We start from the raw sequence: 24,920 nt of genomic DNA on the forward strand, positions 1-24,920 counted from the left end.
ACGCCTCGTGCCTCGGCGGTCCGGCAGCCCTTGCTGCTGGCCGCCGGCGTGTGCGCGCTCGTGCTGTGTGCGGCCCTGAGCCTGGCCCTGGGCTCCCGATCCATTCCGCTGTCCGCCGTCGTCGACGCCCTCACCGGCGCCGCCCACGGCGGTGACGCCGATGTGGTGACGGGCCTTCGGGTCCCGCGCACGCTCATCGGGCTGGCCGTCGGGGCCGCGCTCGGCGTCGCCGGGGCGGTCGCCCAGGGCGTCACCCGCAACCCGTTGGCCTCCCCGGTCACCCTCGGCATCAACGCGGGCGCGAGCCTCGCCGTGGTCGCCGCGATCTACGTGCTGGACCTCTCCCGGCCGGTCGAGTACGTCTGGTTCGCCTTCGCCGGCGCGGCTGTCGCCGCCGTCGCCGCGTACGCGATGTCCCGGCGCGGCGGGGACCTGGACCCGGTCCGGCTCGCGCTCGGCGGCACCGTACTCACCGTGGTGCTCACCTCCTGGACCTCGGCGCTGATGCTGGCCAGTCACCGCACTCTGGACGAGGCCCGGTTCTGGCTGGTCGGCTCGATCGCCGGGCGGCACCTGGACGCCCTCACCCCCGTCCTGCCCTTCCTCGCGCTCGGTCTGGTCGGCGCCCTCGCCATCTCGCCCGCGCTCAACGCGCTGGCCCTCGGTGACGAGACCGCGCAGTCGCTGGGCGTGCCGGTGGCCCGGATCCGGGTGGCCGGGGGGCTCGCCGTCGTCCTGCTCGCGGGCAGTGCGGTGGCCGTCGCCGGGCCGGTGGCGTTCATCGGACTGGCCGCCCCGCACCTGGTCCGCCCGCTGCTCGGCAACGACCACCGCTGGCTACTGCCCGGCTGTCTGATCGCCGGTCCGTTGCTGCTGCTCACCGCCGACGTGCTCGGCCGACTGGTGGTCCGCCCGTCCGAGATCGAGGTCGGCATCGTCACGGCCTTCCTCGGCGCACCGCTGCTCGCGGTGCTGGCCCGGAAGGTGGCCCGGTGACCGCGCTCCTCCTCCCCGCCCGGGCCCTCTCCCGCCGCCGGACCCGTACCGCCGTCTGGTCGCTGGTCGCCGCCGCGCTGCTGGTGCTGCTGACCGGGGTCGCGCTCGGCACCGGGCAGGTCGGCATCCCCGTCTGGGACGCGCTGCGCGCGCTCGTCGGACAGGGCGATCCCGGCAACGTCCTGGTGGTGCAGCAGTTCCGCGCGCCCCGCGTCGTCTCCGCCCTGATCGCGGGCGCCGGACTGGCGATGGCCGGCTCGATGCTGCAGCGGCTGTTCCGCAACCCGCTGGCCGCCCCCGACACCATCGGCATCACCGGCGGCGCCTCCTTCGGCGCGGTGCTGATGCTCGCCACCGGTGCCTCCCAGCAGCTGATCCCGCTGGCCGCGGTCGGCGGCGGGCTGCTCGCGGCGCTGCTGCTCGGCGGCTTCGCCTGGCGCTCGAAGATGGCCGTCACCCGGCTGGTGCTGGTCGGCCTGGCGGTGCAGCAGGGCCTGGCCGCCGCCGTGAACCTGATGATCGTACGGTTCCCGGCCGAGCTGGCCTCCTCGGCGCTGCAGTGGACCACTGGCTCGCTCTACGGCCGCAACTGGACCGAGGTGTGGATCGGCGGCTCCGCCATCGCGCTGACCGCCGTCGGCGCCCTGCTCTGTCAGCGGCGGATCGCCGTGCTCGACCTCGGCGACGACTCCGCCGGCAGCCTCGGCCTCAACCCGGCCCGCGACCGGCTCTGGCTGCTGCTGCTCACCATCACCCTCGCCTCGCTGGCCGCCGCCCTCACCGGGCCGGTCGCCTTCGTCGCGCTCGCCGTCCCGCACCTCGTCCGGCTGCTCGCCGGGCCGCCCACCCTCGGCACGCTCGGCCTCACCGCGCTCACCGGCGCCGTGCTGCTGCTCTCCGCCGACCTCCTGGTGCTCCACGTGATCCCCGTCCACGGCCTGCCGGTCGGTGCCGTCACCGCCACCCTCGGCGCGCCCTGGCTCCTGGTGCTGATGATCCGCCAGGGCCGGCTTCCCCAGAGGAGCAGCTGATGACCTCCGTCGAGACCTCCACCGCGGCCATCGCCGTGCCCGCCGCCGCAACGTCCCCGGAGACCTCCGCCGTGCCCGCTGCCGGGACCTCCCCCGCGACCTCCGCTGTGGCCGCCGCCGTGCCCGCCGCTGTGCCCGCGAACCGGCTGGCCGCCCGGGGCCTCGGCCTGCGCTACGGCGACCGCACCATCGTCGAGGGGCTCGACCTCGAACTGCCCGGCAACGCCGTCACCGCGATCGTCGGACCGAACGCCTGCGGCAAGTCGACGCTGCTGCGCGGGCTCGTCCGACTGCTCGACCCGGCCGCCGGCACCGTCACCCTGGACGGCGCGGACATCCACCGGATGCCCGCCCGGGCACTCGCCAAGCGGATGGGCCTGCTTCCGCAGCAACCGGTCACACCGGAGGCAGTCACCGTCGAGGCGCTGGTACGGCTCGGACGGTACCCGCACCAGCGGATGCTCAGCCCGTGGTCCAAGGCCGACCAGGCCGCCGTCGAGGAGGCGCTGGAGCGCACCGGCACCGCCGAGCTGCGCGACCGGCAGGTCGACCGACTCTCCGGCGGGCAGCGTCAGCGGGTTTGGATCGCGCTCGCGCTCGCCCAGGAGACCGACCTGCTGCTGCTCGACGAGCCGACCACCTTCCTGGACCTGCGTCACCAGCTCGACGTGCTCGACCTGGTCGCCGACCTGCACGCCGAGGCCGGACGCACCGTCGTCATGGTGCTGCACGACCTCGGGCAGGCCGCCCGGTACGCCGACCACCTGGTGGTGCTCAAGGACGGGCGGCTCGCGGCCGCCGGTCCGCCGTCGGAGGTGCTGACGGCCGAGCTGGTGGAGACCGTCTTCCAGGTGCCGTGCCGGATCGTGCCCGACCCGGAGACCGGCACGCCTCTGGTCGTGCCGCGGGCGCGGAATCGGGCACGGAATCGGGCACGGTGCTCCGGTGCCGCCTCCGCTGCCGCCCCCGCTGCCTCCACCGGCTCCACTTCCTCCGCTGCTTCAACTGCTTCCGCTGCGTCCGCTGACTCCGTGGCGCCCTGAACTTCCCTCACCCGTCCCCCCGTTCGACCCGATCCAAGGAACCCCGATGAACCGCCGACTCCCCGTCGCCGCCCTCGCCGTCGCCCTCTCGACCACCCTGCTCGCCGCCTGCGGCAGCAGCGGGGACGGTGCCAAGTCCGGCGGCGACTCCGCGGCCTCCGCCTCGGCCGGCACCGCCGCCGGGTTCCCGCGCAGCGTCAAGCACGCCGCCGGCACCGCCGAGCTCAAGAGTCGGCCCAAGCGCGTCGTCGTCCTGGACAGCGGCGAGCTGGACGACGTCACCCTGCTCGGCATCACGCCGGTCGGCGCGGTGTCCCCGCACATGAAGACCGAGGGCGGGTTCCCCAATTACCTCAAGGACAAGATCAAGGACACCAAGGACGTCGGCCCGATGAACGAGCCGAACCTGGAGCTGATCGCCTCCCTCAAGCCCGACCTGATCCTCTCCTCCAAGGTCCGCCACGCCAAGGTGTACTCCCAGCTGAACGCGATCGCCCCGACCGTGCTGGCCGAGACCACCGGGTTCCCGTGGAAGGAGAACCTGGCGCTGTACGCCCAGGCGCTCGGCAAGGAGGAAGAGGCCAAGAAGGCGCTCGCGGACTACGAGGCGCGGGCGAAGAAGCTCGGCGAGGAGATCAAGGCCAAGTTCAACGGGACCATGCCGACCGCGTCGGTGGTCCGCTTCGTGGCCGGGCCCACCCGCCTGTACGCCAAGTCCTCCTACAGCGGCGTGGTGCTCAAGGACGTCGGCCTGGCCCGCCCGGCCTCGCAGGACGTGGACCAGAACATCGTCGAGGTCAGCGCCGAGCAGATCAACCAGGCCGACGCCGACCTGGTGTTCGTCACCACCGCCGACGACCCGACCAAGACCAAGGAGAGCGAGGTCCAGCAGACCCCGGTCTGGCAGGGCCTGAACGCCGTCAAGAACAACAAGGTGTTCAACGTCCCGGACGAGACCTGGATGTCCGGCATCGGCGTCCAGGCCGCCGACGCGATGCTCGTCGACATCGCCAAGGCCGCGGGTGTGGACGCGCCCCAGTAGTCGTCCCGCGAACGCCGGCGAACGGATGACAGCTGACAACCGACAGCTGACCGACAACAGCTGGCAGCCGACAGATGACATGTAACAGATTTCGAAAGTTGTCAGCTGTCATCCGTTCGCCCACCCTCCTCCGCCATCCCTCCGAGGACTCTCCATGCGGCTCTACCTGCTCGCCCTGAACCCCACCGACTCGGTCACCGCCGGCTTCCTGCCCGCCGCCGCCCGGCTCGGGCTCGACGTCACCGTCCTCACCGACTGCGCCGAACCCCACCGGCAGGCCTACGCCGCGCTCCCCTTCGCGGCGCCCGAAGTCCTGGAGTGCGACGTGCGCGACTTCCGCGCCGTCGTCAGCCTGGTCTCCCGCCGTGCCCTGGCCTCCCCCGACCACGCGCCCGACGCGGTGTTCAGCAACAGCGACCACCTGCAGACCCAGACCGCCCTGGCCGCCGAGTACTTCGGCCTCCCGGCCAAGGACTGGAAGGCCGCGCTGCGCGCCAAGGACAAGGGCCAGCTGCGCCGCCACCTCGCGCTGACCGGCCAGGACACCGTCTGGTCCGCCGAGTTGGCCCCCGGGCAGGACCCGGCCGAGCTGGACCCGCCGTTCCCCTGCGTGGTCAAACCGCGCGAAGGGGTGGCCAGCGAGGACGTCACCCTGGTCGCCGACGCCGCCGAACTCGCCCAGCGCTGCCAGGAGATCCAGCACCGCAGGGCCGGAGCGACCCTGGTGGTCGAGGAGTTCCTGGACGGGCAGCTGTACACCCTGGAGACCCTCGGCGACGGCCGCCGCCGACACGTCCTCGGCGGCTTCCGCACCCGGCTCTCCCCGCCGCCGGACTTCATCGAGGAGGTGCTCACCTTCGTCCCGGCGCACCCTCAGCCGGTGGTCGACCAGGTGTTCGCCCAACTCGACGCGCTCGGTGTGGGACTCGGCGCCTGCCACACCGAGTTCGTCCTCCAGCCGGACGGCCGCGCCCGCATCATCGAGGTCAACTACCGCGCCATCGGCGACCAGTGCGACCTGATGCTCGCCGAGATCCTCGACATACCCCTGTTCGAGCTCATCCTCGGCGTCCACCTGGGCCGCGAACTGCCCGCCGACCTGGCCGAGCGGTGCGCCGCCACCCCCCGCCGGGCCCGTAACGAGGCGGTGTTCGCCGCCCGCGCCGGCGTCCTGACCGCCGCCCCCGGTCCGTCCGACGAGGTGCACGACGGCGTCCGGCTCGCATACTGCCCGCTGCGCGCGCTCGGCGAACGCCACGAGCACTACCGCACCAACCGCGACTACCTGGGCGTCATCTGGGCCGTCGGCGCCGACCAGGGCGCGGTGGACGCCGCCGTCGCCCGTTTCCTCGCCGCCAACCGGTGGGAGATCACCCCGTGACCGCCGGAGACCGGCCCGCAGCCGCCGAGGCCCGCCCCACCGGCGACGTCCACCCGATGAGCGACGTCCACCCCACCGGCGACGTCCACCCGATGAGCGACGTCCACCCCACCAGCGACGCCCGCCCGATGAGCGACCCCCGCGCCACGAGCCAGGGCCGTCCCACCACCGCCGCCGAGCAGCTCACCCTGCGGGTGCTCTCCGCCCTGCTCCGCGAGGACGTCCTCGGCCTGCGAACCAGCGGCGCCGTCGAGGGGCGTCCGGACGGCCCCTGGCTGACCGTCGCCGAGCTGCGACTCGCCCTGCCGGTGGCCCCGGAGGGCTTCCAGTGCGAGTACGCCGCCCGACTGCCGATGCTGGAGCTCGACGGGCACCGGATCACCGGCCCGGACACCGTCGTGGCGGCCCTCGCCGGGCTGGCCGAGGCCGAGGACCGGCCCGGCTGGGCGGACTTTGCCGAGGAGTGCCGGCAGACCCTGACCACCATGGAGCTGCACGAGCGGGCCCGCGCCGAGGTGCACGACCGGCTGACCGACCTGTACGGCGCCGACCCGACCGACTGGACCGGCCTCGCCGCCGCCCTCGGCTACGACACCCTGGCCGCCTACCTCGATCACCCGGTCTACCCGACCGCGCGCGGCCGCTCCGGCCTCACTGATCCCCAACTGCGTTCCTACGCACCCGAGTTCCACTCGGCTTTCGAACTGCGCTGGCTGGCCGTGCCAACCGACGCGCTGACCGTCCACGGCGAGCGGCCACTGCCCAGCTGGTGGCCCACCCCGGCCTGGCTCGGCCTCGCCGACCAGTGCCCCGGCGACGGCTGGACCACCCTGCCGGTCCACCCGCTCACCGTCGGCGCGCCGCTGGACGAGGCACTGGCGGCCACCGGCCTGGCCGACCGCGCGGTGCTCGCCGAACGGCCGTACCTGACCGTCGTTCCGACCCTGTCCATGCGCACCGTCGCCGTCGCCGACGACCCCGCCTGCCACCTCAAACTCCCGCTCGCCACCGCCACCCTGGGCCGCCTCAACCGCCGCACGATCAAGCCCGGCACACTGGTCGACGGCGCGGCCGGCCAGCGGCTGTTCGAGGCCGTCCTGGAGCGCGAGCCTCGGTTCGCCGGCCGGATCCTGCACGCCGACGAGCAGACCTGGGCGCACGCCGGGCACGAGCTGCTGGCCGTCCTGCTGCGCCGCTACCCGGCCGGGTTGGAGGGGGCGTCGACCCTCCCGCTGGCCGCCTTGTCGGCCCCCGCACCGGACGGCCGCCTGGTCATCGACCACCTCGCCGACCGCTACCACGGCGGCGACGTCCTGGCCTGCTACGACGCCCTGCTGGAGGTGCTGCTGGACTGGCAGACCACGCTGTTCGGCTACGGCATCGCCCTGGAGTCGCACCAGCAGAACACCTCGCTGGTGCTCGACCGGGACGGCCTGCGGTTGCTCTACAAGGACGACGACGGCCCGCGCGTGCACACCGCCCGGATGACCGCGGCCCTCGGTGAACTCGCCCCTTCCGCAGCCGAGTTCGACGACCAGCGGATCTTCGGCGACGACGACCGGGCCCTCACCGACCTGTTCGCCACCATCACCGGCCACCTCTGCACCGGCTCGCTCGCCTTCGGCCTCGCCGACCACGGCCGAGCCGAACTCCCGGACGCCCTTGCCCTGTTGCGCAAGCGCACGGCGGAGGCCATCGAACGGCTCGGGCCGGTGGGCGAGCCGCTGCGGGCGGCACTGCTGGACGCCGAGCGTCTGCCGGTCAAGGCCATGGTCACCGCCGGCACGCTGCTCAGCAAGAAGCGCTCGGGCGCCGCCGACATCAACAAGCACTACACCAGCGGCCCCAACTACCTGCGCGACCAGCCGGGCGACCACCTGCGCGACGCCGCACGCGACCCCGCGCGGGGTGCCGTACGCGACGCCGCGCACGCCGACGGGACCACCCGATGACCGTGGAGACCCTGCCGCAGCAGTCGCAGCCCTCGGCCGCGCAGTCCGGCGGGCTCGGCCGACGCCAGGTGCACGCCGTCGCGGCCTGCTACTTCGTCGCATCCTTCGCTGCGCTCGGCCTGCCGCCGTACCTGACCGCGATCCTGCCCGGACTCGGCGACCCCCAGGCCCGCTGGGCCGGCGTGCTGTACATCGTGCCGACGGTGTTCAGCGGGATCGGCGCGCCGCTGTGGGGCCGGCTGGCCGACCGCTTCGGCCGCAAGCGGCTGCTGCTGCGCGCCCAACTCGGGCTCACCGTCTCCTTCCTGCTGGCCGGAGCCGCCGACAGCCTGCCCGCCTTCACCCTCGCACTGGTCCTCCAGGGCTTCCTCGGCGGCACCTTCGCCGCCACCAACGGCTACCTGGCCGCCGCACTCGACGGGAGTCGACTCTCCCGCGCGCTCACCCTCATGCAGGGCAGCGCGCGGGCGGCCCTGGTGGCCGCGCCGATCCTGGTCGGGGCACTCTCCCCGTGGATCAACCCGCACCGCCAGTACCTGGTGATGGCCGTGCTCCCGCTCACGGCCGCGGTGTTCCTCTCGCTGCTGCCCGAACCCGAGTGCCCCGAGGCCCCGGAGGCCACCGCGGGCCGGGCGTCCGAGAAGACCGTCTCGGCATCGCTCCTGACGCTCTACGTCTTCGAGTTCGCCTTCGTCTTCGCGACGGTCATCTCCTTCCCGTACCTCATCGCCCTCGCCGAACAGCGCCTGCCCGGTGTGGACGGCATCACCACCGGCGTGCTCTTCGCCCTGCCGCACCTGTGCTACCTGGTGTTCGCCGCCCGCACCCACACCGTGTTCGGCTCCCGTCCGCGCACCGGCATCGCGCTCGGCTTCGGCTTCGTCGCGCTCGGCCTGGCCGGACACGCCGTCGCGTACTCGCTGCCCGTGTTCATCGCCGTCCGACTGCTGCTCGGGGCCGGGCTCACCCTGGGCCTCGTGTGCCTCGCCGTGCTCGCCGCCGGGGCCGCCAAGGGGCGCGCGCCCGGCCGGATGTTCGGCACCCTCGAACTCGTCTCCAAGGGTGGCGCCGTCGCCGCCGGCGCCGTCGCCGCGCTGGCCAACGGGCGATTCGGCGCCGCCGCCCCCGTGGTGGCCGGAACCGCCGCCGCCCTGCTGGCCGCCGTCGCGGCCACCGCACTCACCCTCCCGTCCCTCCGCCAGCGCTGGAGTCGCCGATGACCGCCGAGCAGATGACCGACAAGCCGACGGCCCACGAGCCGACCGCCCCCGCGCCGATCGCCGACGCACCGATCACCCACGCACCGATCGCCCACGCACCGATCACCCACGCGCACCGCATCGGTGCGGGCCCGAGCACCGGCGAACTGCCCACCGCCGACGAGGCGGTGGCCCACACCCTGCTGAACTGCCTGCTGCGCGAGGTCTCCGCGCCCGAGCACCAGACCGCCGCCGACGACGGCCGTCTGCTGCTGCGGCTGCCCCGCCGCGGCGCCCTGCTGCGGGTCGCCCTGCGCCGTACCTCGCTGCTCGGCGCACACCGCTTCACCGGGCCGGTCGAGGTCGAACGGGATGGCGACTGGGCCGAGTTGGGTTGGCAGGAGCTGGCCGGGTACGTCCAGGACGAGCTGGAGCTGCGCACCGGCACGGTCAACGAGGAGTTCCTCGACCAGGTGGCGTCCAGCCACGACGGGGTCCGCCAGGGCCTCGCCCGCCGTCCGGCCGCCGGCGCCGACCGCTACCTGGAGTCCGAGCAGGCCCTGCTGTTCGGACACCGTTTCCACCCGGCCCCCAAGTCCCGCTCCGCCGCCCGCGGCGACTGGCGCCGGTACGCCCCGGAGTCCCGCGCGGACTTCCCCCTGCGCCACCTCGCCGTCCGCCCCGAACTGCTGGCCGAGGAGTCGCTGGACGGGAGCGTCAGCGCGCTGCTGGACGGCCTCGGCGAGGTGCCGGACGGCTACCGGCTGCTGCCCGTCCATCCCTGGCAGTACCAACTCATCGGCGACCACCCGCTGTTGCCCGACGCCATGGCCCGAGGCGATGTCCTCGACCTCGGCCCGCGCGGCGAGCGGTTCACCGCCACCGCGTCCGTGCGAACCCTGCACGGTGCCGACGCCTTCCTGAAGTTCAGCCTCAACGTCCGCATCACCAACTGCCTGCGCAAGAACGCCGCTTACGAGCTCACCGGCGCCGTCGCGCTCACCCGACTGCTCGCCCCGGCGCTCGCCGACCTCGCCCGGCGCTTCCCCGACGCGGCGATGCTCCGCGAACCGGCCTTCCGCACCCTCGCCCTGCCCGGCGCCGACGGCCACCCCGACCGGGCGCTGTACGAGGGCTTCGGCCTGATCGTCCGCGAGGGCTTCGGCGGCGTGCTGCGCCCCGGCGTCACCCCACTGCTCGCGGCCGCCGTCGCCGACGAGCACCCGACCAGCTCCGCGCACATCTCCCGCCTGCTGGGCGGCAGTTCGGACATGGTTCCGGACGGCGCGGCGGCGCTGGAATGGTGGCGCGCCTACCTGCGGCTGCTCCTCCCGCCGGTCCTGGCCGCCTACTTCGACCACGGCGTGGTGCTGGAGCCGCACCTGCAGAACGTGCTCATCGGCGTGGACGCCACCGGGCACCCGGTCCAGGTGCTCCTCCGCGACCTGGAAGGCACCAAGCTCGTCCCCGAGCACAACGCCGACATCCTCGCCGCCCTCCCGCCCGAGGTGGCCGGACCGATGACGTACGACGCCGAGCGCGGCTGGGACCGGGTGGTCTACTGCCTGCTCGTCAACCACGTATCCGAGCTGCTCGCCGCCCTCGCCGACCGGCACCCCGAGCTGGAATGCGCGCTCTGGCAGGCCGTCCGGGACACCCTGGAGGAGTACGGCACCGCCCACGGCTGCCCGCCCCGGCTGCGCGCCCTGCTCGCCGGCGTCCCACTGCCCGCCAAGGCCAACCTGCTGACCCGCTGGGAGCGCAAGGCCGACCGCGAGGCCGGCTACGTCCGGATGCCCTCCCCGCTGGCCGGCTCCGTCCTCGCCGAGGCCGCCCGCATGCCCGTCCGCCTTCCCGCCGGGAGCATCGCCCGATGACCGAGACCGTCCGCGCCACCGAGACCGACCGCGCCGCCGAAACCGTCCGCAGCCACGTCGCCGCCCTCGTGCCCGACGAACTGCCCGCCTACGTCTACGACCTGGCCGCACTGCGCGAGCACGCCGCCGCCGTCCGGGCCGCGCTGCCCGAGCGGGTCGAGCTGTACTACGCCGCCAAGGCCAACCCGGAGGCGCCGCTGCTCATCGCGCTGCGCGACGCGGTCGACGGCTACGAGGTCTCCAGCGGCGGCGAGTTGGCGCACGTGCGGGCCGCCGTGCCGGACGCCCCACTGGCGTTCGGCGGACCGGGCAAGACCCCGGCCGAGATCGCCGCCGCGGTGGCGGCCGGGGTGCACCGCTGGCACATCGAGAGCGAGCAGGAACTGCACCGCCTCGCCGCCGCGCTCGCGGACCGGCCGGAAACGGTCGTGGACGTACTGCTGCGGGTCAACCTGGCCGTCACCACGGACGCGCTCGACGCCGTGCCGCTGGCGATGGGCGGACGGCCGACACCGTTCGGCCTGGACCCGGAGCAGGCCGAACGGTGCGTCCGGCTGCTCACCGACGGCGGCCCGTCGGCGCGACAGTTGCGCCTGCGCGGCGTGCACGCCCACCTGGCGAGCGGGCTCGCGGCAGCGGAACAGCTGTCGGTCGCGTCGCAGATCGTCGCCTGGTCGGCCGCGCTCGCCGAGCGGCACGGCTTCCCGCTCGAGGAGGTCAACATCGGCGGCGGGATGGCCGTGGACTACCAGGACCCGGCGGCGCGCTTCGACTGGACGGCCTTCGGAGAGGGCCTGGCCAAGCTGCTCGACGACCACCCCGGCCTCACCCTGCGGATCGAACCGGGCCGGGCGCTCACCGCCTACTGCGGCTGGTACGCGACCGAGGTGCTGGACGTGAAGCAGAGCCACGGCGAGGACTTCGCGGTGGTCCGCGGCGGCACCCACCACCTGCGCACCCCGGCAACCCGGGGGCACTCCCAGCCCTTCGAGGTGCTTGCGGTGGACGCCTGGCCGCACCCGTGGCCACGCCCCGCCGTCACCACCGGCCGCGCCACCCTGGCCGGGCAGCTCTGCACCCCGAAGGACGTCCTCGCCCAGGCGGCCGACGGCGCGGAGGGGCTGCGGGCGGCGGACCGGGTGCTGTTCGCCATGGCGGGCGCGTACGCGTGGAACATCTCGCACCACGAGTTCCTGATGCACCCGCGCCCGGGCTTCCACTACCTGGGCGGGTGAGGGCGAACGGGCGACGGCTGGCGGCTGGCGGCTGGCGGCTGACGGCTGACGGCTGACGGCTGACGGCTGACGGCTGACGGAGTTCAGTCGACAGACGACAGATAACGGCTGACAGATAACAGATAACAGATTTCAACATCTGTCATCCGTCAGCTGTCAGCTGTTCGCCTCCCCCGTCCGCCGCAGCCCCCTCCGCACACTCGTGCGACAGTGGTAAGCAGCGAAGGGAGCGCGAACGTGCTGATGGACAAGGTGGCGGAGATACTCGCCGAGGCATCGGCCGAGGCGGTGGAACCGCGCTTCCGGGCGCTGGCCGCCGGCGAGGTGATGGAGAAGGCACCCGGCGAGGTCGTGACGATCGCCGACCGTGAGGCCGAGGCCATCATCGCCCGCCGCCTGTACGAGCTGCTGCCGGTGCCCGTGGTCGGCGAGGAGGCCGTCGCCGCCGACCCCTCGCTCGCCCGCGCCCTCCACGACGAGCCCGCCGCCTGGCTGGTCGACCCGGTCGACGGCACCTCCAACTTCGTCGCCGGCCGCCCCGATTACGCCGTGATGTGCTCCCTCGTCCGCGCCGGCCAGACCGTGGCCTCCTGGATCTGGCAGCCCGCGACCGCCACCGCCTACCGCGCCGAACTGGGCGCCGGAGCCTGGCGCGACGGCGGGCGCCTCACCCGCCCGCCGGCACCGGCCGACCCCGCCAAGCTGACCGGCGTCCTGAAGAGCCGCTTCCTCGAACCGGACCACCGCCACCGCCTCGAAGCCAACTGCTCCGTGTTCGGCGAGATCCGCCCCGGCCGGAACGCCGCCGGGGTCGAGTACCCGGACATCGCCGAGGGCCGGTTCGACTTCATCCTGTACTGGCGCACCCTCCCCTGGGACCACGCCCCCGGCTCCCTGCTCGTCACCGAGGCCGGCGGCGTGTCCGCCCGGCTGGACGGCAGCCCCTACCGCCCCGAGGCCCCCGGCTGCGAGGACGGCCTCCTCGTCGCCGCCGACCCGGCCACGTGGGAGCTGGCCCGCGACGTCCTCATGGGCGCCTGACCCCGCGCAGCCACCGGCAGCACCGCGTCACCACACCACCGGCAGCCGCTCCGGCATGCGCTTGATGAACCCCGGCCGCCAGGCCAGCTGCTCGACGGGCAGGGCGAGCCGCAGCTTCGGCAGCCGCTCGACCAGGGCGGTAACGGCGATCTCGGCGTGCGTACGGCCGAGCGCCGAGGCCGGGCAGAAGTGGCGGCCGGCCCCGAAGGCGAGGTGCGGGTTCTCCGTCCGGTCGAAGTCGATCCGCTCCGGGTCCGGGAAGACCGCCGGGTCGTGGTTGGCACCCTCGACCAGGACGAGCACCAACTCGCCCTCCCGCACCAGGACATCGCCCACCTGGACGTCCGCGAGCGCCAGCCGCGGCAGCGCGTCACCGATCGACAGGTTGACCCGCAGCAGCTCGTCCACCGCGCGGCCGATCAGCGCGGGCTCCCGCCGCAACCGCTCGGCGAGTTCGGGCTGTTCACACAGATAGATGACGGCGTTCAGCAGGAAGGCCGAGGTGGACACCGCGCCCGCGCCGAACAGCGACAGGGCGACGGTGGCGAGCAGTTCGTCGCTCACCCGGTCCGAGACGTCCGGGGAGCGGCGCAGCCAGGCGAACCGCCCGAGCAGCCCGTCCACCGGCTCCGGATCGGCGTTGAGCTTCCCCAGCATGTAGCCGAGATCCCTGTACCAGTTGGGCGTTGCCCCCTCGAAGGGCACCGGGCTGGTCAGGAAGGCCACGTCGATTCCGGACATCAGCCGCCGCCAGTCGTCGGACGGGATGCCGAGCAGTCGGCAGTGCAGCGCGGCCGAGTACGGCTCGGTGAAGCCGTCGCGCAGTTCGCCGGGCGCGCCCTGCATGTCCAATGCGTCGATCAGGCGGTGGGCTTCGGCCTGCAGCCAGCCGTCGAGTTCCTTGTCGGCACGCGGGGAGAGCGTCTTCATGACGGCGTTGCGCAGCCCGGCGCTGTTGATGTTGCCCATGTTGTTGACCACCTCCGGCGGGATGGTCAGCGCGTACTGGCGCGGGACACCGGGGTTGGCGGTGTCCTTGAGGCTGAACCGTTCGTCCTCCAACACCTGCTCGGCCAGCTCGTAGCTGCTGACCAGCCAGGCGGGGTCGCCGGTCATGGTGCGGACCCGGGCGATCGGTTGCTGCTCGCGCAGCCGGTTGGCCTCCTCGGGGAGCACGTCGCCCCGCCTGGAGAGCGGGAAGGTCAGGTCGGTCGTCAGCAGTTCCGTCACGTGTGGCTCCTTGGGTGAAGCGGCGGTAAGCCCGGAGAGGGACAGGGAGTTGGCTATGCGGCCCGGGCGGGACCGGCTCCGACCGGCGCGGCTCCGGTCACGACCGGTTCGCGCCCCGCCGCCGGCAGCTCGGACGCGAGGACGGCCGGAACCGAGGGCACGTGGGCCGGCCGGACCACCGCGTAGGCCTGGCCCGCCGCCGCCCGCATCCCCTCGTCCCGCCCGAACAGGACTGGCGTGAGCGGCAGCTGCAGGTGGTAGCAGCTGACCGAGGACGACACCCCGAGTAGCGCCGGGGTGTCCAGGAAGAACGGCAGCTCGGCCGTGATGTAGCGCAGTCCGGCGGCGAGTTGGGGCTCGTTGGGAGCCAGTCCCTCGTCCAGCCGGGCGGTCAGGAAGCCGCGCGCCATGCCCTCCGCAGCGGCCCGGTACACCGGGTCGGTCCGCAGGCCGTCGACGGCCTGGCGATGCAGCCGCCGGTAGGCGTCGTCGGCGGTGAAGTCGGACAGGGCGTGCACCCGTACGGCACTCTGGGAGCCGGAATCCGCCACGCCCCGGTCGATCCGGCGGGCGGTGGCCTTGACCTCCTTGGCGGCCCGCCGCTGCGCGTGCTCGGGGGTGTGGCCGAAGGCCTCGAACTGGGTCGCGACATGGAGGTCGGCGTACACGATGTCGATGCGCTCGAAGAACTCCAGCCCCCACCCGATGAGTTCGGCGATCCGGCGGTGACTGAAATAGCTGTTCCCCGGACTGACACCGATGAGCAGGTGCTCGCCCCGCTGCCAGATCTCCCGGCACCGACGGGAGTACGGGAGGGCCTCGTACAGGCCCGCCGGGGTGGTTATCGGCTCGTCGTCCGGGATGGTTTCGCGCATGCCTTGCCTCCGCTTCACAGCATGGTCACAGGACGGGGGTTCACGTGGATTTACCGGGGTTCACAGAAATGCACGGCGGATAGGCGGAGTTCACCCGGATGCCAGGGAGTGATCACCGCGCCTGGGCGACGAGTGCCTGATCAGGCGACCTACCCCGGGGTGCCGTGTGCGCATGGTGGGGCTGCGGCCACATGAAGTTACCGCCGCTCTTCGGGATCTCCGCAAGCCCTACCCGGGGGTTGGCGGAATGTGATCACCGGGCGGCCGGAAACAGCCTGTACACCCTCGCGAAGCTATGTCCACGGACATTGTCAGGGCACGGTCCGATAGCCCCGAACAGCCTCCCACGCCAGTGTCACTTCCTCCAACACCGCTCCGGAAAAAGGCTTCTGATTTGGGAACAGAAGAAAGGGCGCCACACGAACCGTGTGACGCCCGAGCCGCGATACGTGAACCACGACGCCCGAACCGCGACGCTTGAAGCACGACGAGTGGAGCACGGCGCCTCTGGAGGAGCCGCTACCCCGCCCGTTCGCCCGCCACCTTGCGACCCGCGCCCACCACCTCCCGCAGCAGCGTCCCGACCTCCCCGGCTGTCGTGTGCGGGTTGAGCAGCGTCAGCTTCAACCGCACTCGGCCCGGCCCCGCCCCCGGCAGTTCCGTGCGCCCGACCACCGCCCGCCCGCTGCGCAGCAACAGCCGCCGCAGTCGGCCGTTCAGCTCGTCGAGTGCCTCCCCGTCCGTCACACCCTGCGGGCGGTAGCGGAAGAGGACAGCGGTGAGGACGGGGTCGGCGTGCAGTTCGAGGGAGGGGTCGGCGCGGATGGCGTCGGCGGCGACGTGGGCGAGGTCGTGGCAGGTGTCGACGAGGCGGCCGAGGCCCTCTCGCCCGAGGGTGCGCAGGGTGACGGCGAGTTTGAAGGCGTCGGCGCGGCGGGTGGTGCGCAGGGAGCGGCCGAGCAGGCTGGGGTAGCCGGCCTGTTCGTCGTCGACGGGGTTGAGGTATTCGGCACGGCGGGCGAGTGAGACGTACGTTTCGGCGCGGCGGACCAGGAAGATCCCGGCGGCGGCCGGTTGCCAGCCGAGCTTGTGCCAGTCGAGGGAGACCGAGTCGGCGCGGGCGATGCCGTCGAGCAGCGGGGCGAGCCGGTCGGAGAGCAGCGCCCCGCCGCCGTACGCGGCGTCGACGTGCAGCCAGGCGCCGTACCGTCCGGCGAGGTCGGCGGCGGCGGCCAGCGGGTCGACGGCTCCGGTGTCGGTGGTGCCGGCGGTGGCGACGACGGCGATCGGGGTCCGTCCCGCCCAGCCGGCCTCGGCCAGTGCCCGCTCCAACTCGTCTTCCCGCATCCGGAGTTGACGGTCGACGGGGACGGGGACGACGGCCCGTTCGCCGAGTCCGAGGAGTGCGGCGGCGCGCTGGACGGAGAAGTGCGCGGCTTCGGAGGCGAAGATGCACGGCCGGGCGCCCGCCGGGATCCCGTCCAGCTCCACGATGCCGTCGAGTTTCTGGTCGCGCGCGAGCATGAGCCCCATCAGGTTGGACTCGGTGCCGCCGGAGGTGAGGACCCCGGTGGAGCGCCGGGGGTCGTAGCCGACCAGTTCGGCGAGTTCCGCGAGCAGCGCGGTCTCGAGCGCCGTGGCGGCGGGGGCCTGGTCCCAGGAGTCCTGTGACGGGTTGAGGGCGCTCACGGCGAGGTCGGCCGCGGCGGCGACGGCGAGCGGCGGGCAGTGCAGGTGGGCGGCGCAGGCGGGGTCGGCGGGGTCGGCGGCGCCGTAGGCGAGGAGTTCGGTGAGGCGGGCGAGCGCGTCGCGGCCGCGGGCGGCGGCCAGGGCGTCGCCGACCAGCGCGGCGATCTCGGCGGGGCTGCCGGCCGGCAGTGGTCCGGAGCGCATGGCGGTGCCGGTGTCCAGGGCGTCGAGGACGGTGGCCAGCAGTGGCCCGAGCGCACCGGGCCCGGCCGCACCGCCGGACAGGGCGTCCGGCGCGACCTCGCCCCCCGGCAGCCCGACCGGTCCGGTTCCGGGCCCGCTCACCGCTCGGCCTTCCCCGCACCACGCGCCGACGGCGACGCCGCCGCAGCCCCAGCCCCAGCCCCAGCCCCAGCCCCAGCCCCAGCCCCAGCCCCAGGAGCCTCCACCAAAGAAGAAGAAGCCGCCGCGATCGCGTCCGCGAGCCGCTCCAGTACCGCCGCCACCTGCTCGTCCGTGATGGTGAGCGGCGGGAGCAGCCGAAGTACCGCGTCGTGGCGCCCGCCGAGTTCGACGATCAGCCCCCGCGCCAGGCACGCCTCCCGCACCCGGACGGCGAGCGCCGGGTCCGCCGGGTGGGCCCCGCAGGCGTCGGCCTCGGCCGTCGGGTCGACCAGTTCGACCCCCAGCATCAGCCCCCGCCCGCGCACGTCGCCGATCACCGGCAGTTCGCCCGCGAGTTCGCGCAGCCGGGCCGTCATCCGCTCGCCGACGACGGCCGCCCGTTCGGCCAGGCCGTGCGCCGCGACGTACCGCAGGGTCGCGGCTCCGGCGGCCATGGCGAGGGTGTTGCCGCGGAAGGTGCCGGTGTGGGCGCCGGGCCGCCAGCCGTCGTAGTCCTCGCGGTAGACGACGACGGCGAGCGGCAGGCTGCCGCCGATGGCCTTGGAGAGCACCATCGCGTCCGGGACGATTCCGCTGTGCTCGACCGCCCACATTGCGCCGGTCCGGCCGACGCCGGTCTGCACCTCGTCCACGATCAGCGGGATGCCGCGCTCGGTGGTGATCCGGCGCATCTCGCGCAGCCAGCCGTCGGGGGCGGGAACGACGCCGCCCTCGCCCTGGACGGCCTCCAGGATCATCGCGGCGGGCGGCACCACACCGCCCGCCGGGTCGTCCAGCAGCCGCTCGACGTACGTCGCGGCGAGGTCGGCGCCCGCTTCGCCGCCGACCCCGAACGGGCAGCGGTAGCCGTACGGGTAGGGCAGTCGGACGACCTCGCCGCCGCTCGGCAGCGGCTCCTTGACGGCGACGTTGCCGGTGAGCGCGAGGGCGCCGGCGGTCATGCCGTGGTACGCGCCGGTGAAGGCGAGCGCGCCGGGGCGGCCGGTGGCGGTCTGCATCAGCTTGAGCGCGGCCTCGACGGCGTCCGTCCCGGCCGGGCCGCAGAAGTGCACCCGGGCGCGGGTGGCGAACTCGGCGGGCAGGCTCTCGAACAGAGCGCTGGTGAAGTCGTCCTTCTCGGCGGTGGCGAGGTCGAGCAGGTGCAGCGGGGCGCCGCTGTCGAGGGTGCGGCGGATGGCTTCCAGCACCACCGGGTGGTTGTGGCCGAGGGCGAGCGTGCCGGCGCCGGAGAGGCAGTCCAGGTAGCGCCGCCCGTCGGCGCCCTCGACGGTCATGCCGTTGGCGCGGACCGGGACGATCGGGAAGGAGCGGGCGTACGTTCTGGCGGCGGATTCGCGGACGCGCTGACGGCGCAGGATGGCCTCACCGGTGGCCGGGGGCGGGGTCTGAGCCGGGGCTCCGGAGGCGGCCTGGGCAGGTACGGCAGCGAGCGACACGACAACCCCCAGAAGAAGTTAGGTAAGCCTAACTTTATCGCTCCTGACCTGGCGGAATGCCCGCGGGTCACCCAGAATCACCCGAGCGGGTGAACCTCCCCCGGTTCCGCCCCACGCCCTCCTCCGACTCCCCCTGCCGTTCTCAACGACCGCCGCACCGAAAGGTCACGCCCCACCCGGCCCGCCCGGCCTCGCGTCCGGTCCTCAGGGCTTCGCCTTCCACCGGTAGCAGAGTTCCGGCCGCCCGACGTTGCCGTACTGCGGCTCCCGCACCGCCCGCCCGGTGTCCACCAGGTGCTCCAGGTAGCGCCGCGCGGTGATCCGCGAGACCCCGGCGGCGGCGCCCGCGGCCGCCGCCGACAGCCCGGTCGCGGCCTCCCGCAGCACCGAGGCGACGGTGTCCAGGGTGGGCGCGCTCAGCCCCTTCGGCAGGGTGCTGCGCTCGGGGGTGCGGAGCAGGGCGAACGCCTGGTCGACCTCGTCCTGGCCGGTGGCCTCGCCGGTGCGCCCCAGACTGTCGCGGTAGCGGGCGTAACGCTCCAGCCGGTCGTGCAGGGCGGCGGCACTGAACGGCTTCAGCAGGTACTGCACGACCCCGGCCGAGACCGCCTGCCGGACCATCGCGAGGTCGCGCGCCGAGGTCACCGCGATGACGTCGGTACTGTGGCCGGCGGCGCGCAGCGTACGGCACAGCTGCAGCCCGTGGCCGTCCGGCAGGTAGAGGTCGAGCAGGGTGAGGTCGACGGGAGTCCCGGCGGCGCGGGCCCGGTCCAGGAAGCGCAGCGCGTCCGCGCAGCTGTGGACGGTGCCGACGGCGTGGAAACCGGGCTCGCGCTCGACGTACAGGGTGTGCGCGGCGGCCGCCACCGGGTCGTCCTCGACGACCAGGACGGAGATCCCCGGCGGCTCGGTTTCGTGGCGCGAGGTCATGCCCGAACCCCTTCCGGCTCGCGTCCTTGCCGCTCCCGCCCCTCCGGCTCACGCCCTCTCGGCCCTCCCGACCCCTGCGGTTCCTCCGACATCTCCGACTCCCCCGACTCCCCCGGGTCCCCCGGTCGGCCGGCCAGTGGCAGCCGGACCGTCAGCACCGCGCCGCGCTCGCGCCCGACCTCGACGGTGCCGCCGTTGCGCCGAGCGGCCTGGGCGACCAGCGCCAGCCCGAGGCCGTGCCCGCGGCCGTCCTGCTTGGTGCTCCAGCCGCGCCGGAACACGTCCTCGACGGCCGAGGGGTCGATGCCCGCGCCGGTGTCGGCGACCCGCAGCAGCAGACAGTCGCCGTCCGTGCCCTCACCACCAGCGCTGTCCGAGGAGCCACCGCCGCCCGAGGAGCCGCCGTCCTCCGAGGAGCCATCGCCGCCCGCGGGGCCACCGCCCGAGAACCCACCGCCATCGACCCGCGCCGTGACGGTGACCTCCGGCGGGACGGGGCTCTGCGCGGCTCCGGCGATGGCGGCGTCCACGGCGTTGTCGATCAGGTTGCCGAGGACGGTGATCAGGTCCCGGGCGGAGAGCCCGGGCGGGAGCACCCCGTCGTCGATCCTGCTGTCCTCGGTGAGGGTCAACTCCACGCCCCGCTCGGCGGCTTGGGAGGCCTTGCCGAGCAGCAGCGCGGCGAGCACCGGCTCGCCCACCGCGGCGACCACCCGGTCGGTGAGCTGCTGGGCGAGCTCGAGTTCGGCGGTGGCGAACTCCACCGCCTGTTCGTGGCGGCCGAGTTCGATCAGCGAGACGACCGCGTGCAACCGGTTGGCGGCCTCGTGCGCCTGGGCACCGAGCGCCTCGGTGAAGCCGCGGACGGAGTCCAACTCGCCACTGAGCGCCTGCAGTTCGGTGTGGTCCCGGAGGGTGACCACCCGGCCGAGGCCAGTGCCGATGGTGGAGGTGTTGAGCACCACGACCCGCTCGGCGGTCAGGTGCACCTCGTCCCGGACCGGCTCTTCACCCAGGACGGCCGCCACCAGCGCCTCCGGCAGGTCCAGTTCCGCCACCGGTCGCCCGTCCACGTCGCCTGCCAGGCCGAGCAGTTCGCGGGCGGCGTCGTTGCACAGCACGACCCGGTGCGAGCGGTCCAGCAGGACCAGTCCCTCGCGCACCGAGCGCAACGTGGCCTGGTGGTACTCGTAGAGGTGGCTGAGCTCGTCCGGCCCCATGCCGTGAGTGTGCCGCCGCAGCCGGGAGTTGGCGAGATAGGTGCCGACTCCGCCGAGCGCGAGCGCGGCCACCGCCACCCCGACCAGGGCCATCAGCGGGCCGCTGAGCTGCGCGGAGATCGACTCGACGGTGCGGCCCGCGCTGACCAGCGCGATCACCCGGTGCCGGTCGTCCCATACCGGCGTGACCACCCGGACGGACGGGCCGAGCGTGCCGGTGTACGTCTCGCTGCGGGTCTGCCCGGCGAGCGCCCAGTCGATGTGTCCGAGGTAGCGCTTGCCGATCTGCTCGGGCAGCGGGTGGGTCCAGCGCACGCCGTCGGTGTCCATGACGGTGATGAAGGAGACCCCGGTGTCCGTCCGCACCTGCTCGACGTACGGCTGGAGCACCGTGGTCGGGTCCGGGCCGGTGACCGCGGCCCGGACGGACGGCGAGTCGGCGACGGCGTGGGCGACCGCGGTGACCTGGCGGCGGGCCGCGTCCTCGTTCCGGTCGGCGGTGAAGAGGTACGCAAGCACCGCGCCGCCCGCGACCACGGCGGCGACGATCACCACCTGGACGACGAACAGCTGCCCGGCCAGGCTGCGGACCAGCCGACGGGGAAGGCGCCGGGGCAACCTGCGGGGCACACCCGACGGACGGGGCAACCTCGACGGACGGAGCAGGCGGGACGGACGGAGCAGGCGGAGCAGGGAGAGCCGTCGGCGCGGGGCGGTGGGGGCGGTGCGCTCGGACATGCCAGCCAGTGTGCACCACGGGCCGCTCGGCCGACCCTGCTGCACCGATCGTGAACTCTATGAACGCAAACGTGACCTCCGTCACGCCTCGGCACATAGTTCGGAGCGGCCCACCACCCGGGGCCGCCAGGACTGCAGGGCGAAGGAGCCGCAGATGTCGATCGCTGGAGCCGCAACGGCGGGGGGACCCAGACACAAGGACCGGACCCACTACCTCTACCTCGCCGTGATCGCCGCGGTGATCGCGGGCGTGGTGGTCGGGCTGGCCGCCCCCGGCTTCGCCGTGGAGCTGAAGCCGGTCGGCACCGGGTTCGTCAATCTGATCAAGATGATGATCAGCCCGGTGATCTTCTGCACCATCGTGCTGGGCATCGGCTCGGTGACCAAGGCGGCGAAGGTCGGCAAGGTCGGCGGCCTGGCCCTCGGCTACTTCCTCGTCATGTCGACCGTCGCACTGGCCATCGGCCTGGTCGTCGGCAACCTGCTGGAGCCCGGCGGCGGCCTGCACCTGACCGCCGCGCTGGCCAAGTCCGGCCACGCCCAGGCGGCGGCCGGCGGAGCCCAGTCGACTGCCGACTTCCTGCTCGGGATGATCCCCGACACCATGTTCTCGGCCCTCACCCAGGGCAAGGTGCTGCAGACCCTGCTGGTCGCCCTGCTCACCGGCTTCGCCCTGCAGGCGATGGGCCCGGTCGGCGCCCCGGTGCTGCGCGGGATCGAACACGTGCAGCGGCTGGTCTTCCGCGTCATGGCGATGATCATGTGGGTCGCGCCGATCGGCGCCTTCGGGGCGATGGCCGCCGTGGTCGGCGCCACCGGCACGGCCGCGCTGAAGAGCCTCGCGGTCATCATGATCGGCTTCTACCTGACCTGCGCGCTGTTCGTCGTCGTGGTGCTGGGCACGCTGCTGCGCCTGGTCGCCGGGGTCAATGTGTTCGCGCTGCTGAAGTACCTCGGCCGCGAGTTCCTGCTCATCCTCTCGACCTCCTCCTCCGAGAGCGCGCTGCCGCGCCTGATCGCCAAGATGGAGCACCTGGGCGTCAGCCGCCCGGTCGTCGGCATCACCGTGCCGACCGGCTACAGCTTCAACCTCGACGGCACCGCGATCTACCTCACCATGTCCTCGATCTTCATCTCCGAGGCGATGGACAAGCCGATGTCGATCGGCGAGCAGCTCTCTCTGCTGGTGTTCATGGTGATCGCGAGCAAGGGCGCGGCCGGGGTCACCGGCGCCGGCCTGGCCACCCTCGCGGGCGGGCTGCAGTCGCACAAGCCCGCGCTGGTGGACGGGGTCGGCCTGATCGTCGGCATCGACCGCTTCATGTCCGAGGCCCGCGCGCTCACCAACTTCGCGGGCAATGCCGTCGCCACCGTGCTGATCGGGCACTGGACCGGTGAGCTCGACACCGAGCGCGCCCACCGGGTGCTGGCCGGCGAGGTGCCGTTCGACGAGCTGACCCTGGTCGACGGCCACGACACCGACGGCCACGGCGAAGGCGGCCCGGCGCCGGAGGAGGAGCCCGAGACCGCCCCCGCCCGGGGCGCCGCGCCCGCCGCCGCCTGAGCGACCGCGCGTCCCCTTCACTCCCCCGGTCCGGCGCCTCCCCCATCCCCCGGAAACGGCGCCGGGCCGGGGGCCCTTCCGTCCCCCGGCCCCGACGCCATGGGCCGCCCGTCACAGCTCCTGCGAGCCGCTGACCGCCCAGGCCACCCCGCTGGCCGGATCCTCCAGCGCGACGTGCAGGTGGTGCAGCCCGGCCGCCGGCTCGTGCCAGGTGAAGCAGCGCATCCGGGCCACCAGCGCGTTCACCTCACCCGGCGCCGGCCCGTCCGCCCCGGCCATCGCCGCCAGCGCCCGCCACAGCCCCAGCCGCCCGTGCGCGCAGCCCTGCGCCCGTCCGACGGCGGCGGCCCGTACCAGCGCCGGGTAGGCGAGCGCGAACGGCAGGTACCCGCCGACCACCCGGCGGCCACGGGCCAGCAGCGCGGCCGCCAGCGGGGCCTGGCCGCGGACACAGACCACCTCCGCCCACGGCGCCAGCGCGCCCAGCTCGGCCAGCGCCCGGGTGACCCGCTGCCCGACCGGCCGACCGTCGGCCCGCGCCACGGGCGCCGGCAGCTCCACCTCGCCCAGGCCCTCCCGGCTGGCCGGCAGGGTCAGCAGCGCGCTCCGCGCGCCTCCGCCGGGCAGGTACTCCCGCACCCGCGCCGGCTCCTCCCACCCCGCCGCCTCCCACGGCTCCAGCCGCAGCGGCACACCCTCCGGATCGGGCTCGGCCCCGTACGAGAGGTCCTCGCCGAGCAGCACCCGGGTGTGCGCGACCAGCCGGCGCACCGGGGCCGGGCCGAGCAGCGGCGCCAGCCGCAGCCAGGAGTGCCGGGTCGCGAGCACCTCCCACAGCGGGCCGGCGTCGTGGTCGGCCACCCCGGCGACCGTCCCCTCGCCGCCGTCCCGGTCGAACAACCGGACGGCCAGCTCGGGCGGCGCCGCGTAGGCGATCAGATGGCCGAGCGGCGCGGTCAGGGCCGCCGCGGTCTCCTCCCCCGCTTCGACCACGGCGGCCGCCCGGCCCTGCCGGTAGGCGGCGAGCAGCTCGTGCCAGCGGCCGCCCTCGGCCAGGGCACGCAAGCGGCGGTCCTCGTACGTGATCACGATTTGAGCGTACGGGCCGGGGCGGCGCATCAGCTGACTTGCCGTCAGCTCGGTGCGTCGGGCCGCCGCGCGGCGGGCGGCGGACGACCGCAGTCCGCGCCCCGCTCACCCTCCCGCTCACCCTCCCGCCCACGCTCCCGTTCGCGCTCCCGTTCGAGGACGGCGCGCAGCCGCCCGTGGGCCCGGCGGCGGGTGACGGCCAGGGTGCTGCGGTGCAGCCCGAGCAGTTCGGCGGCCTCGTCGACGCTGTAGCCGTCGAGGTCGACCAGCGCCACCGCGCGGGCCTGCTTGGCGGTCAGGAAGCCCAGCAGCCGGACCACCTCCCAGCGCGCCTGCAGCTCGGCCATCCCACCCGCCCGGGGATCGGGCATCGCGCGGCCCCGCCCGGCCCGTTCGCCCGCCTCCGGCACCTCGGGCATCGGGACCCTCCGGCGCTCCCGGCGCCACTGGTCGCGCAGGATGTTCACCATCGCGGTGAACGCGTAGGCGTACGGCTGCGGATGGCCGAGGAAGCGCTCCGGCCGGCGGGCGATCCGCAGGTAGACGTCGTGGACGACGTCCCCGGCGGCGAGCGGACTTCCGGTGAGCGAGGCGGCCGCCTGCTGGAGGCGGGGCAGCAGATCGGTGAACAGCCGGTTGAAATCGGCCGGTTGACCGCCGTTCTCGCACGGGCCGAAACCCTTTTCCGGCCCGCCGCCCACTCGTCGACCGCCGCAATCCGCCATGCCGCTCTCCCCGGGAATCGGCACCCCGAACGCCCGATCGGGCCTGGTCGCAGCCCAATCGGAGCCGTTGTGACACAGGTCACATCATAGTTCGTCGTCTCACTGTTCGCAGTCATTCGTATGCAATACGTCACCGGCCGTACGGGGAGCGGGAATTCGTCCCCGCCCACGCATCCGGACGGCCGGGGCGCTCCACCCATTGAGAACCGTCCAGCAAGGAGA

19 protein-coding genes are annotated in these 24,920 nt (G+C 73.8%); 11 read left to right on the plus strand and 8 right to left on the minus strand.

Annotation, left to right across the window (positions count from 1 at the left end; translation table 11 throughout):
• Window positions 1-30: 30 nt before the first annotated feature.
• The 10 genes from ACZ52J_RS20800 to ACZ52J_RS20845 all read left to right on the plus strand — a co-directional run bounded on the left by ACZ52J_RS20800 (window position 31) and on the right by ACZ52J_RS20845 (window position 12,797).
• Complete coding sequence (locus ACZ52J_RS20800) at window positions 31-996, plus strand: FecCD family ABC transporter permease (RefSeq protein WP_465620883.1); 966 nt, start codon at window positions 31-33, stop codon at window positions 994-996.
• Window positions 993-2,027: a FecCD family ABC transporter permease gene (locus tag ACZ52J_RS20805; protein WP_465620637.1), complete on the plus strand. Its 1,035-nt coding sequence runs from the start codon at window positions 993-995 to the stop codon at window positions 2,025-2,027. The genes ACZ52J_RS20800 and ACZ52J_RS20805 overlap by 4 nt, the downstream gene beginning before the upstream one ends.
• The gene (locus ACZ52J_RS20810; RefSeq protein ID WP_465620638.1) at window positions 2,027-3,070 is read left to right on the plus strand and encodes an ABC transporter ATP-binding protein; all 1,044 of its coding nucleotides are present in this window, start codon (window positions 2,027-2,029) and stop codon (window positions 3,068-3,070) included. The genes ACZ52J_RS20805 and ACZ52J_RS20810 overlap by 1 nt, the downstream gene beginning before the upstream one ends.
• A 46-nt stretch (window positions 3,071-3,116) precedes the next feature.
• Window positions 3,117-4,112: an ABC transporter substrate-binding protein gene (locus tag ACZ52J_RS20815; RefSeq protein WP_465620640.1), complete on the plus strand. Its 996-nt coding sequence runs from the start codon at window positions 3,117-3,119 to the stop codon at window positions 4,110-4,112.
• Between the two features lie 154 nt (window positions 4,113-4,266).
• Window positions 4,267-5,493 carry an ATP-grasp domain-containing protein gene (locus tag ACZ52J_RS20820; protein WP_465620642.1) on the plus strand — a complete coding sequence of 409 codons (1,227 nt, stop codon included), beginning with the start codon at window positions 4,267-4,269 and terminating at the stop codon, window positions 5,491-5,493.
• A gap of 128 nt (window positions 5,494-5,621) precedes the next feature.
• Window positions 5,622-7,445, plus strand: coding sequence for an IucA/IucC family protein (locus tag ACZ52J_RS20825; protein WP_465620885.1), 1,824 nt, complete (start codon window positions 5,622-5,624; stop codon window positions 7,443-7,445).
• Window positions 7,442-8,665, plus strand: coding sequence for an MFS transporter (locus ACZ52J_RS20830; RefSeq protein WP_465620644.1), 1,224 nt, complete (start codon window positions 7,442-7,444; stop codon window positions 8,663-8,665). The genes ACZ52J_RS20825 and ACZ52J_RS20830 overlap by 4 nt, the downstream gene beginning before the upstream one ends.
• On the plus strand, window positions 8,662-10,521 hold the full coding sequence (locus ACZ52J_RS20835) for an IucA/IucC family protein (RefSeq protein ID WP_465620646.1): 1,860 nt from the start codon (window positions 8,662-8,664) through the stop codon (window positions 10,519-10,521). Before ACZ52J_RS20830 ends, ACZ52J_RS20835 begins: the two co-directional genes overlap by 4 nt.
• Entirely contained in the window at window positions 10,518-11,756 is a 1,239-nt protein-coding gene (locus tag ACZ52J_RS20840; protein ID WP_465620648.1) for a type III PLP-dependent enzyme, read from the plus strand. The genes ACZ52J_RS20835 and ACZ52J_RS20840 overlap by 4 nt, the downstream gene beginning before the upstream one ends.
• A gap of 243 nt (window positions 11,757-11,999) precedes the next feature.
• Complete coding sequence (locus ACZ52J_RS20845; RefSeq protein ID WP_465620887.1) at window positions 12,000-12,797, plus strand: inositol monophosphatase family protein; 798 nt, start codon at window positions 12,000-12,002, stop codon at window positions 12,795-12,797.
• 27 nt (window positions 12,798-12,824) lie between these two features.
• Here ACZ52J_RS20845 and ACZ52J_RS20850 read toward each other — a convergent pair whose 3' ends face one another.
• The 6 genes from ACZ52J_RS20850 to ACZ52J_RS20875 all read right to left on the minus strand — a co-directional run bounded on the left by ACZ52J_RS20850 (window position 12,825) and on the right by ACZ52J_RS20875 (window position 21,320).
• The gene (locus tag ACZ52J_RS20850; protein ID WP_465620650.1) at window positions 12,825-14,027 is read right to left on the minus strand and encodes a cytochrome P450; all 1,203 of its coding nucleotides are present in this window, start codon (window positions 14,025-14,027) and stop codon (window positions 12,825-12,827) included.
• A gap of 53 nt (window positions 14,028-14,080) precedes the next feature.
• Window positions 14,081-14,902, minus strand: coding sequence for a tRNA-dependent cyclodipeptide synthase (locus ACZ52J_RS20855; RefSeq protein WP_465620652.1), 822 nt, complete (start codon window positions 14,900-14,902; stop codon window positions 14,081-14,083).
• Window positions 14,903-15,421: 519 nt separating this feature from the next.
• On the minus strand, window positions 15,422-16,936 hold the full coding sequence (locus ACZ52J_RS20860) for a pyridoxal phosphate-dependent decarboxylase family protein (RefSeq protein WP_465620654.1): 1,515 nt from the start codon (window positions 16,934-16,936) through the stop codon (window positions 15,422-15,424).
• Window positions 16,933-18,432: a diaminobutyrate--2-oxoglutarate transaminase gene (locus ACZ52J_RS20865; RefSeq protein WP_465620655.1), complete on the minus strand. Its 1,500-nt coding sequence runs from the start codon at window positions 18,430-18,432 to the stop codon at window positions 16,933-16,935. Before ACZ52J_RS20865 ends, ACZ52J_RS20860 begins: the two co-directional genes overlap by 4 nt.
• 204 nt (window positions 18,433-18,636) lie before the next feature.
• The gene (locus ACZ52J_RS20870; RefSeq protein ID WP_465620657.1) at window positions 18,637-19,362 is read right to left on the minus strand and encodes a response regulator; all 726 of its coding nucleotides are present in this window, start codon (window positions 19,360-19,362) and stop codon (window positions 18,637-18,639) included.
• Window positions 19,359-21,320 (minus strand): sensor histidine kinase, encoded by a 1,962-nt coding sequence (locus ACZ52J_RS20875; protein WP_465620659.1) that lies wholly within the window; start codon window positions 21,318-21,320, stop codon window positions 19,359-19,361. The genes ACZ52J_RS20870 and ACZ52J_RS20875 overlap by 4 nt, the downstream gene beginning before the upstream one ends.
• A 154-nt stretch (window positions 21,321-21,474) precedes the next feature.
• Here ACZ52J_RS20875 and ACZ52J_RS20880 point away from each other — a divergent pair, with 154 nt between their 5' ends.
• Window positions 21,475-22,884 carry a cation:dicarboxylate symporter family transporter gene (locus ACZ52J_RS20880; RefSeq protein WP_465620661.1) on the plus strand — a complete coding sequence of 470 codons (1,410 nt, stop codon included), beginning with the start codon at window positions 21,475-21,477 and terminating at the stop codon, window positions 22,882-22,884.
• A 111-nt stretch (window positions 22,885-22,995) separates the two neighbouring features.
• Here the strand turns inward: ACZ52J_RS20880 and ACZ52J_RS20885 are convergent, their stop codons facing one another.
• The gene (locus ACZ52J_RS20885) at window positions 22,996-23,973 is read right to left on the minus strand and encodes a hypothetical protein (protein WP_465620663.1); all 978 of its coding nucleotides are present in this window, start codon (window positions 23,971-23,973) and stop codon (window positions 22,996-22,998) included.
• A 44-nt stretch (window positions 23,974-24,017) separates the two neighbouring features.
• Window positions 24,018-24,698, minus strand: a complete 681-nt coding sequence (locus ACZ52J_RS20890; RefSeq protein WP_465620665.1) for an RNA polymerase sigma factor — start codon at window positions 24,696-24,698, stop codon at window positions 24,018-24,020.
• Between the last annotated feature and the right edge of the window lie 222 nt (window positions 24,699-24,920).

The sequence above is a fragment of the Kitasatospora sp. NPDC034035 genome (assembly GCF_055575755.1).